Below are 16,299 nucleotides of genomic sequence, written 5' to 3'. Positions count from 1 at the left end.
GATAGCCTGCAACCCCTCCGAGGATAACCACTGTGGGGCATGACCGATAGCACGCTGATCCTCTATGCGCGCCCCGGGGCCGAGGGAGACCTCGCCGCCGAGCTCACCGAGCGCACCGCCGCCCTCGGTGACCCGGGCTACTGCGAGGCTGCGGAGGGTTCCGGCGTGGTCCTCCTCCATGCCGCCGACCCCGCGGCGGCCGACCGGCTCTGGGAGCGCCTGCGCTGGCGCGAGCTGATATTCGCGCGCCAGCTCGCCCGGGAGATCCTGCCACCACAGCGACTGCCGGCGGGCGACCGTGCGACGCCACTGGCGGCCGCGGTGGCGGCGGTGGTGACGCGGCTCGATGCGGTTTGGCTGGAGTACCCGGATACCAATGAGGGCAAGCGGCTGTCGCGGTTCTGTCGGCGCTTCGAGCGTCCGGTCGAACGCGCCCTCCACGACGCAGGTGTCGCCACCGGCATCGCCGGCGCGCCCCGTCTGCACTGCCTGTTCCGGGACTCCTCGTCGGTGCGGGTGGCCCTCTCCCGGCCGGGGAACAGCGCGCCCTGGCCCCTCGGCATACCACGACTGCGGATGCCTCGCCAGGCGCCTTCGCGCTCGACCCTCAAGCTCGACGAGGCCTTCCAGACCCTGTTGACCGAAGGCCAGCGTCGCCGCTGGCTACGCCCAGGCGGCCACGCGGTAGACCTGGGGGCCGCGCCCGGGGGCTGGAGTTGGCAGCTGGTGCGACGCGGGCTCACCGTCACCGCCGTGGACAACGGACCCATGGACCCCGGCCTGCTCGCCGACGGGTGTGTGGAGCACCTGCGTGTCGACGGCTTCCGCTACCGCCCGCCCCGCCCCGTGGACTGGGTGGTTTGCGATATGGTGGAACGCCCACAGCGGATCGTCGCCCTGATGGCGCAATGGCTGCGTCGGGGCGACGCCCGCGCGGTGCTGTTCAACCTGAAACTGCCCATGCGGCAACGCTACCGAAACGTCTCCGAGGCCCTCTCCCGCCTGCGCCGCGGGCTCGGCGGGGGATGGCAGATCGCGGTCAAGCAGCTCTACCACGACCGTGACGAGGTAAGCGTCTGTGTCATCCCCGCCAGGCCAGGAAATCCTGGGGCCGATCGGTGATGACACCGTCCACGCCCCAGCCCCAGCGGTGGCGGAAGGCGGCCGGGTTGTTGATCGTATAGCAGTACAGCAACAAGCCATGGTCCTTGACCCGGGCGGCGCCGGCACCGGTGAGCCGGCGCCAGTCACAGACCACCGCCGCGGCGCCGTAACGCTGGCATCGCAGGCCGATGTCCCGAGGAAGGCGTCGCTGTATGGTCGCCCGGGCCCACGCCGGTGCCAGATCGCGGCAGGCAGCAACCACCGCCTCGTCGAAGGAGCTGAGCAGCACGTCGGTTCGTCCCCCGCCGCTGGCTGCCAGCACTCCCGCCACCGCCCGTACCACCCGGTCCTGGGGCTCCCCGGGTTCCCGCTTGAGCTCCAGGTTCACTCCAAGCCCGAACCGGGCGCAATCCGCGAGGACGGCATCCAGCCGCGGGATGGGTTCACCGCGGAACCGTGGCGAGAACCACCCGCCAGCGTCGACGCCCTCGATCATGTCGGCGTTCAGGGCGGACAGCGGCCCACGAAGGTCGGTGCAGCGGTCCAGCTCACGGTCATGGAAGAGCACCGGCGTACCGTCACCGAGCAGACGCACGTCCACCTCCACCCAGCGGGCCCCCACGGCCGCCGAGGCGGCCACCGCCGCCCGCGTGTTTTCCGGCGCGAGGCTGGCCCCGCCGCGATGGGCGATCACGCGCCCTGGCCTCATGCGTCGTCGTTTCCTTCCTCAGGGCGGATGACCGCCAACACCGTCCATCCCGGCTGCGGTTCCGGGTCGTCCTCACCGGTGAACACGCGCAACCGGTCCGAGGCGTCGATCGCGCACAGCAGCAAGGCACGCGAGCCGTACTGGCGCTGGTAGGCGTCCCAGTCGAATTCCTCGGTGAGCTCGGTGGCGCGGATGCCGGAGCCGGCACCGAGCAGGTCGGCCAGCCGCTGATAGGTCACGTCCTCGCCGAATAAGGTGTTGTCGTGGCGTTGGCGGCGCCGGAGCGGGCCCGGCAGGCGGTTATCGTGCTCCGAGGGCGGGAGGCGGAAGACCCGGTTCCAGCCCAGCTCCCGGGCGAAATGCAGGCTCACCAGGCTGTTCAGGTCGCTGCGCGGGGAGACGGCGAAGAGATGACCCAGGCCGGTCATACTCAGGTGCCGCTCGGCGTGCTCCGAGGTGGGGTTGCCGTAGTACACATCCAGCCCCTGCATCCGCGCGGCCTGGACATTGTCCCAGTTGGCGTCGGTGAGCCGTACCGGCAGCCCCGTTGCCACTAGCGCCTCGGCAAGGCTACGGCCCACAGGGTTGGCGCCGACGATGAGGACCCCCCGTGGCGGCGGCTCGCGCAGCCCCAACCACCCCGCCAGCGGCTGCGCCGTGGCACTCTGCAGTACCACCGTGAAGGCAATCACCAGGAAGGTCAGCGGCACCAGGACCCCGGCGCCGGCAAACCCCGAGGCCTCCAGGCGCAGGGCGAACACTGCGGAAACCGCTGCCGCGACTATGCCCCGGGGCGCGATCCAGCACAGGAAGGCGCGTTCCCGCCAATCCAGCGACGAACCCGCTGTGCTCACCAGCACATTCAGTGGTCGCCCCACCAGCTGCATAAACGCCAGTAGTGCCACCGCGCCCCAGCCGAGGGTGAGCAACTCCGCGGGATCGAGCCGCGCGGCGAGCAGGATGAACAGCCCGGAAATCAGCAGGACGCTGAGGGACTCCTTGAAGTTGAGCACGTCGTCCAGGGGCACCCGCGCCATGTTCGCCAGCCAGATCCCCATCACCGTCACCGACAGCAAGCCGGTCTCGTGATGGATCTGATCGCTGGCGAAGTACACGGCGAACACGGCGACCAGCACCCCGACATTGTGCAGATAATCCGGTAGCCAGTAATTGCGCAGGGCCAGCCCGACCAGGTAGCCGGCCACGGCACCTACCAGCGTCCCCACCACGAGGATCAGCACGAAGGTCAGCGCCGCCGCACCGACGCTGCGCTCGCCAGAGCTTGCCACCAGGAACTCGAAGACCAGCACCGCGATGAGCGCGCCGATGGGATCGATGACGATACCCTCCCAGCGCAGCACATTGGCCACCCGCTCGGTGGGGCGGACGCTGCGCAGGAGCGGTACGATGACGGTAGGGCCGGTGACCACCGTGATGGCACCGAAGAGGACGGCAAGCTCCCAGGGCAGGGCGGTGAGCCACCACGCGGCAACGGCCGTGCTGCCCCAGGTCAACAGGACACCGACGGTGAGCAGGCGATTGACGGGGCCACCGAGGCCGCGGATCTCATGCAGCCGCAGGGTCAGCCCCCCCTCGAAGAGGATCACGGCCACCGCCAGCGATACCACCGGGAACAGCAGTTCCCCGAGCAGGGCGTCGGGGTCGATCCAGCCGAGCACCCCCGGCCCGGCGATCAGTCCCGCCGCCAGCAGGAACAGGATCGCCGGCAATTGTACCCGCCACGCGAGCCACTGTGCCCCGATACCCAGTAGACCGATCCCAACCAGGGCCGCGGTGGCCGTTTCCGCCATCGGCACTCCTCCGAGGACCGCGCGGGGCAGGATTGCCCGGCGCCCGGAATCAGCCTACTAGAACGGCGGAATGGGGCAACATGCTCGGAACCACGCGGGCAGCCCGTAGCACGGCCTGCCCGCCATAGGGAACCAGCCCACGGCTGTCGCCCTGGGCCGGTGGTGAATCAGCGCCAGCCGACGCGGTCGAAGATGCGCACCGCTTCGGGGTTGTTCTCACCGAGCACGCTGATGTTGAGGTCATCGACGCGGAAGTTGCCCCAGGACTCGAGCACCGGGTCCATCAGCACGCCTTCCACCACCGGGAACTCGTTATTGCCCGAGGCGAAGATCTCCTGCGCCTCATCGGAGGCGAGGAACTCCAGGAAGCGGACGGCGTTCTCCCGGTTGGGCGCGCCCTCGACCACCCCGGCACCGCCGACGTTCACATGGGCGCCGCGACCGTCCTGATTGGGGAAGATGACCCCCACGTTCCGGGCCATGGCCCGATCCTCCGGGTCATCCGACTTGAGCAGTCGAACGTAGTAGTAATGGTTGGCCACCGCTAGGCTGCACTCGCCGCTGGCCACACCGAGGATCTGATCGGTATCGCCGCCTTGGGGCTGACGCGCGAAGTTCTCGACCACTCCGGCGGCCCACTCCTCGGCACCATCGGCCCCGTGGTGGTGGATCATCGAGGCCAGCAGGGACTGATTGTAGATATTGTTGGAGGAACGGATGCAGACCTCCCCCTCGAAGCGTGGGTCCGCCAGGTCCTCGTAACGCTGCACCTCCGCCGGATCGAGGCGCTCCCGGTTGTAGAAGATCGCCCGCACCCGCTGGCTGAAGCCATACCAGAGCCCGTCGGGGTGGCGCATGGAATCCGGGAGGCGTTCGGCGAGGGTGTCGGAGTCCACCGACTGGAAGATACCCTCTTCCTCGGCACGCCACAGCCGCCCGGCATCCACGGTCATCATCACATCCGCGGGGCTGGCTTCCCCCTCCCGGAGGATGCGCTGGATCAGCTGGTCCGAATCGCCCTCCATCACCCGCACCTCGATGCCGGTACGCTCGGTGAACGCCTCGTAGAGGCGCTCGTCGGAATCATAGTGGCGGGCGGTGTAGAGATTGACCTCCGCCGCAGAGGCCCCGGAAACGGCGGACACCCCGATCAGGGCGGCGACCATCGGGACAGCGAGGCGATAACACTTGCTCATCGTTTACCCCTTGTGGTGGTTGCATGGGAAATCTTGTAATGCGAATACGTCGCATTTATTAGGTTATTGAACAACGCATACCCGCCGCCGTCAACGGTCCGTTTCGACCGCGAGGGAAAGCGGATTAACATTCAGACGCATTCGCGGGCCCATCGCGTTATGATGGGGAGTATCGGACGTTACGGATTCGAGCGATGAGCAAGACTGCACAGGCCGCCACGACGCAGGCACTGGATCAGGACACTGGCATGCTCCACATGGAGGGCGTGTATCACCGCTTTGGCGAGCACCCGGCGGTGCAGGACGTCGAGCTCGACGTCCACCCGGGCGAGGTGGTGTGCCTGCTCGGGCCCTCGGGCTGCGGCAAGACCACCCTCCTCCGCATCGCCGCCGGGCTGGAGGTCCTCCAGCACGGGCGGGTGGCGATCAATGGTCGCACCATCGCCGTCCCCGGCGGACGCCACCTGCCGCCGGAGAAGCGCAATGTTGGCCTGGTCTTCCAGGACTCGGCGCTGTTCCCGCATCTCACGGTCCTTGAAAACGTCACCTTCGGCCTGCCCGGCCGCCAGGGACGCGGGCAACGCCATCACGCCCTGGCCCTGCTGGAGAAGCTCGGTATGGCTGCCCATGCCGAGGCCTACCCCCACACCCTCTCCGGCGGGCAGCAGCAGCGGGTTGCCCTCGCCCGGGCCCTTGCCCCGTCCCCGCAGCTGATGCTGCTCGACGAACCGTTCTCCAGCCTCGATGCCCGGCTTCGCGACCGCATCCGCGACGACACCCTCCATGTCCTCAAGGAAGTAGGGGCCGGCACGCTGCTGGTAACCCATGACCCTGAGGAGGCCATGTTCATGGCTGACCGCATCGCGCTGATGCGCGATGGGCGCATCGTCCAGACCGGCACCCCCCAGGAGCTCTACTGTGCCCCGAAGGACCCCTTCGTGGTCACCTTCTTCGGTGACGTCAACGAGGTCTCGGGGACGGTTCGGGGGGGACGGGTGGAGACGCCGGTCGGTGATGTGGACGCCGATGGCCTTGCCGAGGGCAGCACGGCGCGGGTGCTGATCCGCCCCGAGGCGTTACGGGTCGCCGAGCTGGATGCCCCGCCGGAGGCCCACCGGCACAGCCATGTGCTGATGGCCAAGCTCCTCGGCCGCAGCAGCCTGGTGCATCTGTGCGCGCACGCCCGCGATGGCTGTGAGTCCCACCTGCACGCCCGCGTGCCCGGTGTGTTCCTGCCCGCCGCGCAGCAACCCGTGCGCATCCACCTGGACACCTCCCAGGTATTTGTCTTTCCAGCCGACGGCGATTAGCCCTCCCCGGGCCGTGATCGCCGCATGGCCATGCTCAGCAGGATTACCGGGATGATGCCCACCGCGACGATGGCCAGGGAGGCGGTGGCGGACTCCGCCAGGCGCTCGTCGGAGGCCAGGTTGTGGGCCCGGACCGCGAGGGTGTCGAAGTCGAAGGGGCGCAGGATAATGGTGGCCGGCAGCTCCTTCATGACATCAACGAACACGAGGATCCCCGCCGCCAGCAGGCTGCTGCGCATGATCGGCGTGTGGACCCGTCGCAGCGTCCCACCGGCGGTCTCGCCCAGGGTGCGGGCGGCCGCGTCCATGGCCGGGGTGACCTTGCCCAGGCTCGCCTCGACGGTGTTGAACGACACCGCCAGGAAGCGCACCACGTACGCATAGACCAGGATGAACGCCGAGCCGCTGAGCAGGGGGCCGATGAAGGTGTCGTAGTGCGCCCGAGCGAGGCTGTTGATCTGGTCGTCGAGCCAGGCAAACGGGATGAGGATGCCCACGGCGATCACCGACCCCGGGATGGCATAACCCATCGCCGCGATGCGCGTCGCCACCCGTGTCCCCGGGCGGGAGTTGAGACGCACCCCGTAGCTGAGCACCACCGCCAGGGCGACGGCAATGAGCGAGGAGACCGCGGCAAGGATCAGGCTGTTACCCGCGAAGTCCAGGAACCGGGAGCCGAGCAGGGGGTCACCCACTTCCCAGGCCATCTCCGCGAGCAGCAGGCTCGGCAGCAGGAAACCGATCAGCACCGGCACGGCACAGGCGAGAAACGCGCCAACGGCCCGCCAGCCGTGCAGCGGATATTCCGGCAGTTGCTGGTAGCGGCTGGAGGTATGGAAGTATCGGCGCCGGCCCCGCGACCAACGCTCCAGCAGCACCAGTACGATAACGAACGCCAGCAGGCAGGCTGCCAGTTGCGCCGCTGCCACCTGCTCCCCCAGGCCGAACCAGGTGCGATAGATGCCGGTGGTAAAGGTGTCGACCCCGAAAAACTGCACCGCGCCGAACTCGTTGAGTGTCTCCATCAGCGCCAGCGAGACCCCGCCGACGATGGAGGGCCTCGCCAGTGGCACCGCCACCGTAGCGAACAACCGCCAGGGCCCCCGGCCCAGGGTGCGTCCCACATCCAGGACGCAGACCGACTGCTCCAGGAAGGCGGCCCGGGCCAGCAGATAGACATAGGGGTAGAGGACCATGGTGATCAGGGTCGCGGCGCCGCCCAGGGAGCGGACGGCCGGAAAGTAGTAGTCGCCGCGGCCCCAGTCGAAGACCTCGCGCAGCCATCCCTGCAATGGGCCGGCATACTGGAGGAAGTCCGTGTAGGCATAGGCAATCACGTAGGTGGGCACCGCCAGGGGCAGCAGCAGCGCCCACTCGAAGAGGCGCCGGCCGGGGAAGCGGCACATCACCACCAGCCAGGCGGTAGCGGTGCCGATCACCAGCGTCCCCACCCCCACCGCGATCACCAGCACAGCGGTGTTCGCGATGTAGCGACCGAGCACCGTGGAGGCCAGGTGCTGCCAGATCCCGCCCGCCGGTACGGCGATGTGGGCCAGGATGACCACCACCGGCAGGGCCACCACGGCGGCGATGGCCAGCGTGAACACCGTCCAGGCGCCACCATGGGGAAGCAGCCTCGACAACACGCTCGAGCGGGTGCTGGCGGTGCGCGACACGCGGATGTCCTCTGGGGTGTAGGGAGACAAGTGGATGCGAATGCTACCAGTTCAATCCCCACCACGCACCCGACTCACCTCGGCGCTGTCGCCCGCCGCGGGAGTTCTAGTAAGCTGGAGGGCAAAGACCGGACGGGCACTGGGTCATGGGCTACGAACGCGACAATATCCGGCGGATGAGCGGCTACACCCCGGGGGAGCAGCCCCCGAACGCCGACGCCATCAAGCTCAATACCAACGAAAACCCGTATCCGCCGGCGCCCTCGGTAATGGAGGCGCTGGCCGGGGTGCCGGCGGAGGCGCTGCGCCGCTACCCCTCCCCGACCAGCGCCACGTTCCGCCAGGTAGCGGCCCGGCACCACGGGGTCGAGCCCGAGCAGATCGTCGCAACCAACGGCGGCGACGAGTTGCTGCGGCTCGCCATCACCACCTTCGTGAATCCGGGCAGCCCCATCGGCATCGCCGAGCCCAGTTATTCCCTCTACCCCGTGCTCGCCGGCATCCATGGCTCGCCCGTGGTCCGGGTTGCCCTGGGGGCGGACTGGCGGCCCACCCCGGATTTCGCGGAGCGCATGAACCGTGAACGCGTCCCCCTGACGTTGCTGGTTAACCCCCACGCCCCGTCGGGGACACTACTCGAGGCCGAGACCATCGCCCGCCTGGCCCGTAGCCTCGGCGGCGTACTGCTGGTGGACGAGGCCTACGTCGACTTCGTCGACCCGGAGCGAGGCCACGACCTCGTCTCACTGCTCTCCGGGGCGGACAACATCATGCTGCTGCGGACCCTGAGCAAGGGGTACTCTCTGGCGGGGCTGCGTTTCGGCTACGGTATCGGCCCCCGGGGCCTGATCGATCCCATCGCCCGCAAGACCCGGGACAGCTACAGCGTCGACGCCATCGCGGAGCGCCTGGCAGTGGCGGCGCTGCGCGACCCGGAGTACGCCCGCTCCACCTGGGCGGCGGTGCGCGGCGAGCGGACGCGCCTGGCGGAGCGACTAGCGGCATTCGGGCTCAGCAGCCTGGCCAGCGAGAGCAACTTCCTGCTCGTCCAGGTGCCCGAGGCGTTCTCCGGCGGCGCCCCCGAGGTCTACCGCCTCCTTCGCGAGCAGGGGATCTTCGTTCGGCACTTCGATCAGCCCGGCCTCCGCGATCGCCTACGCATCACTGTCGGGACCCCGGAGCAGAACGACACCCTACTCCGGGCGCTAAGCCGGCTGCACCACTGAAGGGCCTCATCGCCCGGAGTCCACCGCACCGTCACTTGCCAGCGGGAGCGGGGATACCGACAATCGGGGCAGCGCCCGTCGGGCATGACGACACCCCTGCGACAACGACGAAGGAACGGCCATGGCCCAACCCGAACCCCTGGAGGCGAAGGACGTCTTCCACCGTTGTGATCCCTCGCGGCTGCCCTTCGCCACCACCGCCGAGGTGACCGCTACCGAGACCATGCTGGGCCAGGATCGTGCCCTCGAGGCCCTGCGCGTGGGCACCGGGGTACGCGACAACGGCTTCAACCTGTTCGTGCTCGGCCCCGGCGGGGTAGGTAAGCACGAGGTCGCCGAGCAGTTCCTCCGCCGGCGCGCCAGTGACGAGGCGACCCCGCCGGACTGGTGTCTGGTGCACGACTTCCACAGCGGAAACCGCCCGCGCCTGATCCGGCTGCCGGCCGGCCAGGGGCGGCGCTTTCGCAAGGCGGTGGAGGACCTGGTCGAGGAGCTCAAGCAGGCCCTGCCCGCGGCCTTCGAGAGCGACGAGTTCCAGCGGCGCATGCGCGAGCTCCAGCAGGAGTTCGGCCAGCGCCAGCAGAACGCCTTCCGCGAGATCCAGGAGGAGGCCGACCAGCACGACATCGCCCTGCTCCAGACCCAGAACGGCTTCACCTTCGCCCCCAAGGACGAGAACGGCGAGGTGATGGAACCGGAGCGCTTCCGCGAGCTCCCCGAGGAACGTCGGGAGGCCATCGAGAAGACGGTGGAACAGCTCCAGGAGAAGCTCCAGGAGGTGATCCAGCAGATGCCCCGCTGGCGCAAGGAGGCCCAGCAGAAGATCCGCGAGCTCCACGAGGAGATGGCGGTGTTCGCCGTCGGCCACCTGCTGGAGGACCTACGCGGGGACTGGTCCGAGCACGAGGACGTGCTCGCCCACCTGGACGCCATACGCCAGGACGTAACCTCCAACGTGGAGACCCTGCTCGGCCAGGGCGGCCACGGCCAACAGCAGGACCTGGAACCCTTCTATCGGCGGTATCGGGTAAACCTACTGGTGGACAATGCCGAGCAACAGGGGGCGCCGGTCCACTACGAGGACATGCCCACTCACCAGCGGCTGGTCGGCCGCATCGAGCATCAGGTCCAGCAAGGGGCCCTGGTCACCGATCATCAGCTGGTCCGCGCCGGGGCGCTGCACCTGGCGAACGGCGGTTACCTGGTAGTGGACGCGCGCAAGCTGCTCACCCAGCCGCTGGCGTGGGAGAGCCTGAAACGCGCCCTGTTCTCCCGCCAGGTGCGCACGGAGACCCCGGAGCAGTACTTCAGCCTCATCAGCACGGTGACGCTGGAGCCCGAGCCCATGCCCTTGGATGTCAAGGTGGTGCTGCTCGGCGAGCGCATCCTCTACTATCTGCTCACCGCCTATGACCCGGACTTCGCGGAGCTGTTCAAGATCGAGGCGGACTTCGAGGAGGACCTGCCCCGCACCGACGAAACCACCCAGGACTATGCGAACCTGGTGGCGGCGCTCGCCCAGCAACGAAGCCTGCGCCCCCTGGACCGCGAGGCGGTGGCACGGGTCATCGAGCACGCCAGCCGCCTGGCCGACGACCGCGAGCGCCTGTCGGTGCACAACCGGGCCATCAGCGACCTGCTCACCGAGGCGGACCATTGGGCCGGCGAGGCCGACTCGGAGACCGTTCGCGGCGCCGATGTCCAGCGTGCCGTCGATCAGCAGGTCTATCGGGCCTCCCGGATTCGAGAGCGCATCGACCGGGCCATCCAGCGCGAGGTCCTGCTCATCGACACGGAGGGCAGCCAGGTCGGACAGGTCAACGGCCTGTCGGTGATGCAGCTCGGGGATCAGTCCTTCGGTCGGCCCAGCCGGATCACGGCCACCGCCCGGCTCGGTCGGGGCCACATGGTGGACATCGAGCGCGAGGCCAAGCTCGGCGGCAGCATCCACTCCAAGGGGGTGATGATCCTATCCAATCTCCTCGCCGCCCGATTCGCCGGCGACACCCCCCTCTCGCTGGCCGCAAGCCTCGCCTTCGAGCAGTCCTACGGCGGCGTCGACGGCGACAGCGCATCGGTCGCCGAGTACTGCGCGTTGTGCTCGGTGCTATCCGCGTTTCCCCTCGCCCAAGGCGTCGCCGTGACCGGTTCGGTGAACCAGCACGGACGGGTACAGGCCGTCGGGGGGGTCAATGAAAAGATCGAGGGCTTCTTCGAGGTCTGCCGCCAGCGTGGCCTCAATGGCCACCAGGGAGTCGCCCTGCCCCGTTCCAACGTCACCAATCTCATGCTCCACCGGGATGTGGTAGCGGCCGTGGAGGCGGGGGAATTCCATATCTGGCCGCTGGATCACGTGGATGACGCCTTGACACTGTTGACCGGTACCCCGGCCGGCGAGCGCGACGAGGCGGGGACCTTCCCGGAGGGCAGCGTCAACCGGGCAGTGGAGGCGCGGTTGCTCCGCTACGCGGAGCTCGCCGAGAAGCGGGGCCGGCAGGGAGGCAACGACGCCAATGGCGAGGAGGCCCGTGACCATGACGGATGAGGCGAACGGGACCACCCGCGTCGTCGTCCTCCTGGAGGACAGCCGCGGGGCCCGCGCCGCGTTGGACACAGCGGCGGCGCTGGCGGCGCGCCTGGATTCGGAGCTGCTCGGCGTCTTTGTGGAGGATACCGATATCCTCCGCACCGCCGGCCTACCGTTCAGCTGTGAGATCAGTATCACCTCGGGGCAGGTGCGCCCCCTGCAAAGCGAACAGCTGGAACGCCAGCTCCGGGAACGGGCGCACAGCCTGGAGCGGGCCCTGGCCAGGGCCAGCCAGCGCCATGCCCTGCAGTCCCGGTTCCAGGTCAGCCGTGATCGCGTGGAGCGAGCCGCCCTGGCCATGACCCAGCCCCGGGATACGCTGGTGGTCGGCCGTAACGGCTGGCGCCGTTCCTACGTCCCCACCATCGGTGGCATCGCTTCCCGCCTGGCCCGGGGTACTCGCTGCAGCCTGTTCATCGTGGGGGAGGAGCCGCCCCGTTCGGACCGCCCACTGATGGTGCTGCAGCCGGCCGGGGATGATCCGACACGCACGCTGGATACCGCCATCCATCTGGCCCAGGACCGGAGCCAGCCGCTGTGCATCCTCCTTCCCCCGGGCCGCGGGCCGTCCGTCGAGCTGGAACGCGCCGCGCGTGCCTGGTCGGAGCGGGTCGGGGTCCCGGTGCGCTTCCAGCGCATCGCCGACACGGCCGCGGCCACACTGGTGGAGGCGCTGCGCGGCGGCGACGGCCAAGCCCTGGTCATATCCCGGGCGAGCCACGCCTTATCCACCCCGCAGGGCCATCGGTTACTTGACGAGCTGGATGTACCGGTACTGGTGGTGGACTAGACGCCAGGGGGCAGGCAGTAGATCCCCGCGAGCCCACCGTAGACGGGCGCCACCGCCGTCCAGGCACCCAGCGCCACGATGCTCAGCCCGAGCAGGAGCCGCACCCGGCCGATGGCCATCAGGCGGCGCGTAAACCCGGCGGCGGCCCCGGTGGCGACCATGGCCGGCATGGTACCCAACCCGAAGGCGACCATCACCGCCGCCCCGTCGAGGGCACTGCCCGCCAGCGCCGCGGCGATGAGCATGCCATAGACCAGCCCGCAAGGGATCCAGCCCCACAGCCCCCCGAGGGCCAGGGCCGCGATGGGCGAGCGCACCGGCATGATCCGCCGCGCCAGCGGTGCGACCCGGCGCCACAATCCCATACCGGCACGCTCCACGGGTGCGAGCAGGCGCCAGTTGAAGGCCACCTGGGCACCGATGGCCACCATCACCAACCCCATTGCCACACGCAGGCCCCCACTCCAATCACCCAGGCTTGCCAGGCTGGCGAGCCACACCCCGATGCCCCCGGCAATGGCCCCGGCCACTGCATAACTCGCGATACGGCCGACGTTGTAGCTGCCGGCGAAGAACAGCATCCGCCACGGCGTCCGGTGCTCAGGCGCGATGCCCAGCCCGAGGGCCGAAGCGATCCCGCCACACATCCCCAGGCAGTGGGTGCTGCCCACCAGTCCGGCGATAAGGGCCCCAATCAGGGTGATATCACCCATCATCGCCGGATCCCTCCCGCCGTTGTGGCCTGTCCTTCTCCGCTGGCGGGTGCGTGTCATCGTCGAGGAGGATACGGTACGCGGGGCTGTCCAGGTCATCGAACTGGCCATTGCGCACGGCCCAGAAGAAGGCCGCCACTGCCACGATCAGGAGCACCAGGGCCAGGGGGATGAGGACGTAGAGTATGCTCATGGCTGCCCCGCCGTGATGGTGCCAGCGGATGCACGGGCCCCGGAGACGGCCTCAGCACCCGCTAGTCCTCGATCGTCCCGGCCCCCATGCCCGGCACGCAGCGCATTGGCCACCACCACCAGCGAGCTGGCCGACATGCCGATGGCCGCCATCCAGGGGGTGAGCACGCCGGTGGCGGCCAGCGGCAGCGCTGTGAGGTTATAGGCAGCAGCCCAGACGAGATTCTGCCGGATGATACGAATCGTGCGCCGGGCACCGTCGACCGCATCGACCAGGCCGTGGAGGTCTTCGCGCATCAGGACCATATCGGCGCTGTTGCGCGCCAGGGCGCTACCCCGGCCCATGGCGACGGAGACGTCGGCGCCGGCCAGAACCGGGGCATCATTGATGCCGTCACCCACCATCGCCACCCGTTCCCCCCGTTCCTGACGCGCGCGCAGGCGGGCGAGCTTATCATCGGGGCGCATCCGCGCCCGCCAGCCGCCCGCCCCTACCGCTGCGGCCGCCTCGCTCACCGCCGACGGCGTATCCCCGCTGAGCACCTCCGTGGTGATCCCGCGCCGATGCAGCGCCTCGACCGCGTCCGCCCCCTCCTCGCGGACGGGGTCGTGGACCGTAAAGGTCGCCAGCAGGCCCGTGTCATCGCCGAGTATCACGCCGTCCGGCGCATACGAGGCCGCCGTCCCCAGGGCCCAGTCCGCCCGTCCCAGTCGATAGCGACGCCCCTCGATCTCACCGATCACGCCGGCCCCCGCCTCCACGGACACCGCCGTCACCGCCAACGGCGCTGTGTCGGTGACGAAGGCCCGGGCGATGGGATGCTCGGAGTGCGCCTCCAGGGCGGCCGCCAGGGCCAAGGCGCGCTCCCGAGTGAGGCGGTCGTTGGTCTCCACGCCCCGAAGCGCCGGCTCCCCTGTAGTCAGGGTCCCGGTCTTGTCGAGGACGACGCGATCCACCCGGGCCAGGACCTCCAGGGCATCGGTACGGGCCACCAGCAGACCCCGGCGCGCCATGGCGCTCGTCGCGGCCACCAGCCCGGTGGGGGTGGCCAGGGAGAGGGCGCACGGGCAGGTAGCCACCAGCACCGCCAGCGCGATCTCGAAGGCCATATCCGGGCGGTGCCACCACCAGATCCCCGCGATGATCGCCGTGGCCACCAACACCACCGACACGAACGCGCTCGCCACGCGGTCGGCCAGTCTCGCCAACCGCGGACGCTCGGTCTGGGCGCGCTCGAGGAGGCCGGCGATGGACGAGACCAGGGTCTGCCGGCCGACACGATCCACGCGCACCTCCAGGACGCCCGTGCGGTTAACGCTGCCCGCCAGGACCCCATCACCGGGGCCCCGCGTGACCGGTTGAAACTCGCCGGTGATCAGGGATTCGTCCAGTCCGCCCCTGCCGCGCAGAATGGTGCCGTCGGCGGGCACCGTCTCCCCGGTACGGACCCGGACCCGGTCCCCCGGCATCAGCTCCGCGAGTCCCACCCGCTCACCGCCGTCACCGGCGCCGATCCGCAGCGCAGTAGCCGGCAGCGTGCGTGCCAGCGCCAGGCTCGCACGCCCGGCCCGGTGGCGGGCGGCCATCTCCAGGGCCCGTGCCACCGTCAGGAAAAACACGAACATGGTGGCCGAATCGAAGTAGACCTCGCCATGACCGATCAGCGTATTCCATACACTGGCCCCATAGGCCCCACCGATCGCCAAGGCGACGGGTACATCCATGCCCGGGCGCCGATTACGCAAGTCGCGCAACGCCCCACGAAAGAAGGGGGCACCCGCATATACCACCACGGGGGTCGCCACCAACAGGCTGACCAGCCGCAGGAAGCGGTGTATATCCGGATCCATATCCGCATGGATGGCCCCGGCATAAAGGCCCACCGCATACATCATGACCTGCATCATGCCGAGCCCGGCTACGGCCAGGCGCCGGAGCATGGCACGCTTCTCGCGTAGCGCTGCCGGCACCGTTTCACCGGCCTCCACCGGATGGGCCCGATAGCCGATCTCGGCGAGCCGACGAAGCACTATGCTCAGGCCGGTCTCCGCGGGCCGCCAGCGCAGCAGCAGCCGCCCGGTGGCCGGGTTGACCTGCACATCGGTGACCCCCGGCAGCGGCGCGAGGACGCGCTCGATGAGCCAGGCACAGGCGGCACAGGTGATCCCCTCCAGGGCGAATATCGCTTCCCGTTCATCCCCCAGGTCCTGACTGATCTCCTCGAGCAGACCCTGGCGGTCGTAGGCGTACCATTCATCGGAATCCGCCCCTGGATCCGGGCGACTGGAGGGGGCCGTGCGATAGCGGTAGAAATCCTCGAGGCCATTGCCCGCGATGAGGTTGGCGACCGCCTCGCAGCCCGCACAGCACACCGGGCGAGGCTCGCCGTTGACCTGGACGGTGCGCCGCTCGCCAGCCGGCATCGGCTCACCGCAATGGAAGCAGCAATCGCTCATGTACGTCCGGGCTCTGCGCCTCCCCGCCCGCCTTCCTCCGCGCCGAGATGAAGCTCACCGCCACCGCTGCGGAGTTCGCCGCGCAAACGCCACGCCCCGTCCGGGGACTCCAGTACGACATAACGGCGACCCGCTACCGCCGTCCCGAACCCACCGCGGTACATCCCGGAGCTATCCCGTCTCAGCTCGGCGCTCAGGTCCTTGCGCTCCTCGGTGGGATGGAGCAAGGCCAGTCGCAGCGCCTCCGGCAGGTCACGCCCGCGCTCCATGACCAGGGTCACGTGACCACCCTGACGGTCGACGTGCAGCCGCGCGGCAATCCCCCGGCGCACCGCCTCGCCCTCCTGATCCGTCCCCTGGACGTAGGCCTTACCCATGCGGCCGTAGTCACCCGCCACCAGGTCCTGGCTGTTACTGCTCAGCACTACCACCGTGGCCACCATGGCGATCACCCACAGGCCGAGTGGCGCGAACACAAACCAGCACCAGAATTCTCGATACCAGGGTTTGCTCGTCGAAGCGCTCATA

13 protein-coding genes are annotated in these 16,299 nt (G+C 69.1%); 5 read left to right on the top strand and 8 right to left on the bottom strand.

Going from position 1 to position 16,299, the window contains the following annotated elements; translation table 11 throughout:
- The first annotated feature begins 39 nt into the window (after positions 1-39).
- Entirely contained in the window at positions 40-1,122 is a 1,083-nt protein-coding gene (rlmM, locus tag ACQ754_RS02070; RefSeq protein WP_440995323.1) for a 23S rRNA (cytidine(2498)-2'-O)-methyltransferase RlmM, read from the top strand.
- On the opposite strand, the gene ACQ754_RS02065 is transcribed toward rlmM, so the two are convergent.
- From ACQ754_RS02065 to ACQ754_RS02055, 3 genes are all read right to left on the bottom strand, one after another.
- Positions 1,082-1,813 carry a glycerophosphodiester phosphodiesterase family protein gene (locus ACQ754_RS02065; RefSeq protein WP_440995322.1) on the bottom strand — a complete coding sequence of 244 codons (732 nt, stop codon included), beginning with the start codon at positions 1,811-1,813 and terminating at the stop codon, positions 1,082-1,084. The genes rlmM and ACQ754_RS02065 overlap by 41 nt on opposite strands.
- Positions 1,810-3,624 carry a cation:proton antiporter gene (locus tag ACQ754_RS02060; RefSeq protein ID WP_440995321.1) on the bottom strand — a complete coding sequence of 605 codons (1,815 nt, stop codon included), beginning with the start codon at positions 3,622-3,624 and terminating at the stop codon, positions 1,810-1,812. Before ACQ754_RS02060 ends, ACQ754_RS02065 begins: the two co-directional genes overlap by 4 nt.
- Before the next feature lie 167 nt (positions 3,625-3,791).
- Positions 3,792-4,820 (bottom strand): Fe(3+) ABC transporter substrate-binding protein, encoded by a 1,029-nt coding sequence (locus ACQ754_RS02055; protein WP_440995320.1) that lies wholly within the window; start codon positions 4,818-4,820, stop codon positions 3,792-3,794.
- Positions 4,821-5,014: 194 nt separating this feature from the next.
- Between ACQ754_RS02055 and ACQ754_RS02050 the strand changes: the two genes are divergently transcribed.
- On the top strand, positions 5,015-6,130 hold the full coding sequence (locus ACQ754_RS02050) for an ABC transporter ATP-binding protein (protein WP_440995319.1): 1,116 nt from the start codon (positions 5,015-5,017) through the stop codon (positions 6,128-6,130).
- On the opposite strand, the gene ACQ754_RS02045 is transcribed toward ACQ754_RS02050, so the two are convergent.
- Positions 6,127-7,806 (bottom strand): ABC transporter permease, encoded by a 1,680-nt coding sequence (locus ACQ754_RS02045; protein ID WP_440995318.1) that lies wholly within the window; start codon positions 7,804-7,806, stop codon positions 6,127-6,129. The two genes, ACQ754_RS02050 and ACQ754_RS02045, sit on opposite strands and share 4 nt — an antisense overlap.
- A gap of 146 nt (positions 7,807-7,952) precedes the next feature.
- Between ACQ754_RS02045 and hisC the strand changes: the two genes are divergently transcribed.
- The 3 genes from hisC (at position 7,953) to ACQ754_RS02030 (ending at position 12,409) form a co-directional block, all read left to right on the top strand.
- Positions 7,953-9,032 carry a histidinol-phosphate transaminase gene (gene hisC, locus ACQ754_RS02040; protein WP_440995317.1) on the top strand — a complete coding sequence of 360 codons (1,080 nt, stop codon included), beginning with the start codon at positions 7,953-7,955 and terminating at the stop codon, positions 9,030-9,032.
- A gap of 121 nt (positions 9,033-9,153) precedes the next feature.
- Positions 9,154-11,577 (top strand): Lon protease family protein, encoded by a 2,424-nt coding sequence (locus ACQ754_RS02035; protein WP_440995316.1) that lies wholly within the window; start codon positions 9,154-9,156, stop codon positions 11,575-11,577.
- A complete protein-coding gene (locus ACQ754_RS02030) occupies positions 11,567-12,409 on the top strand; it encodes a hypothetical protein (RefSeq protein ID WP_440995315.1) in 843 nt (280 codons plus the stop codon). The genes ACQ754_RS02035 and ACQ754_RS02030 overlap by 11 nt, the downstream gene beginning before the upstream one ends.
- On the opposite strand, the gene ACQ754_RS02025 is transcribed toward ACQ754_RS02030, so the two are convergent.
- Genes ACQ754_RS02025 through ACQ754_RS02010 form a run of 4 tightly spaced genes read right to left on the bottom strand, consistent with a single transcriptional unit; the run spans position 12,406 to position 16,298 of the window.
- Positions 12,406-13,125 (bottom strand): sulfite exporter TauE/SafE family protein, encoded by a 720-nt coding sequence (locus tag ACQ754_RS02025; protein WP_440995314.1) that lies wholly within the window; start codon positions 13,123-13,125, stop codon positions 12,406-12,408. The two genes, ACQ754_RS02030 and ACQ754_RS02025, sit on opposite strands and share 4 nt — an antisense overlap.
- Positions 13,115-13,315 (bottom strand): cbb3-type cytochrome oxidase assembly protein CcoS, encoded by a 201-nt coding sequence (gene ccoS, locus ACQ754_RS02020; protein ID WP_440995313.1) that lies wholly within the window; start codon positions 13,313-13,315, stop codon positions 13,115-13,117. The genes ACQ754_RS02025 and ccoS overlap by 11 nt, the downstream gene beginning before the upstream one ends.
- Positions 13,312-15,771, bottom strand: a complete 2,460-nt coding sequence (locus ACQ754_RS02015; protein WP_440995312.1) for a heavy metal translocating P-type ATPase — start codon at positions 15,769-15,771, stop codon at positions 13,312-13,314. Before ACQ754_RS02015 ends, ccoS begins: the two co-directional genes overlap by 4 nt.
- A complete protein-coding gene (locus ACQ754_RS02010) occupies positions 15,768-16,298 on the bottom strand; it encodes a FixH family protein (RefSeq protein WP_440995311.1) in 531 nt (176 codons plus the stop codon). The genes ACQ754_RS02015 and ACQ754_RS02010 overlap by 4 nt, the downstream gene beginning before the upstream one ends.
- Position 16,299 lies beyond the last annotated feature (1 nt).

This window comes from Arhodomonas sp. SL1, from assembly GCF_052060015.1.
Lineage (GTDB): Bacteria > Pseudomonadota > Gammaproteobacteria > Nitrococcales > Nitrococcaceae > Arhodomonas.
The sequence above is the reverse complement of the archived record's forward strand: the minus strand, read 5'-3'. Positions and strand labels throughout refer to the sequence as shown.

Excerpts from the sequence above, each read along its gene's own strand:
- rlmM (WP_440995323.1), top strand. The coding sequence starts at position 40 with ATGACCGATAGCACGCTGATCCTCTATGCGCGCCCCGGGGCCGAGGGA.
- ACQ754_RS02065 (WP_440995322.1), bottom strand. The coding sequence starts at position 1,813 with ATGAGGCCAGGGCGCGTGATCGCCCATCGCGGCGGGGCCAGCCTCGCG.
- ACQ754_RS02060 (WP_440995321.1), bottom strand. The coding sequence starts at position 3,624 with ATGGCGGAAACGGCCACCGCGGCCCTGGTTGGGATCGGTCTACTGGGT.
- ACQ754_RS02055 (WP_440995320.1), bottom strand. The coding sequence starts at position 4,820 with ATGAGCAAGTGTTATCGCCTCGCTGTCCCGATGGTCGCCGCCCTGATC.
- ACQ754_RS02050 (WP_440995319.1), top strand. The coding sequence starts at position 5,015 with ATGAGCAAGACTGCACAGGCCGCCACGACGCAGGCACTGGATCAGGAC.
- hisC (WP_440995317.1), top strand. The coding sequence starts at position 7,953 with ATGGGCTACGAACGCGACAATATCCGGCGGATGAGCGGCTACACCCCG.
- ACQ754_RS02035 (WP_440995316.1), top strand. The coding sequence starts at position 9,154 with ATGGCCCAACCCGAACCCCTGGAGGCGAAGGACGTCTTCCACCGTTGT.
- ACQ754_RS02030 (WP_440995315.1), top strand. The coding sequence starts at position 11,567 with ATGACGGATGAGGCGAACGGGACCACCCGCGTCGTCGTCCTCCTGGAG.
- ACQ754_RS02025 (WP_440995314.1), bottom strand. The coding sequence starts at position 13,125 with ATGATGGGTGATATCACCCTGATTGGGGCCCTTATCGCCGGACTGGTG.
- ccoS (WP_440995313.1), bottom strand. The coding sequence starts at position 13,315 with ATGAGCATACTCTACGTCCTCATCCCCCTGGCCCTGGTGCTCCTGATC.
- ACQ754_RS02015 (WP_440995312.1), bottom strand. The coding sequence starts at position 15,771 with ATGAGCGATTGCTGCTTCCATTGCGGTGAGCCGATGCCGGCTGGCGAG.
- ACQ754_RS02010 (WP_440995311.1), bottom strand. The coding sequence starts at position 16,298 with ATGAGCGCTTCGACGAGCAAACCCTGGTATCGAGAATTCTGGTGCTGG.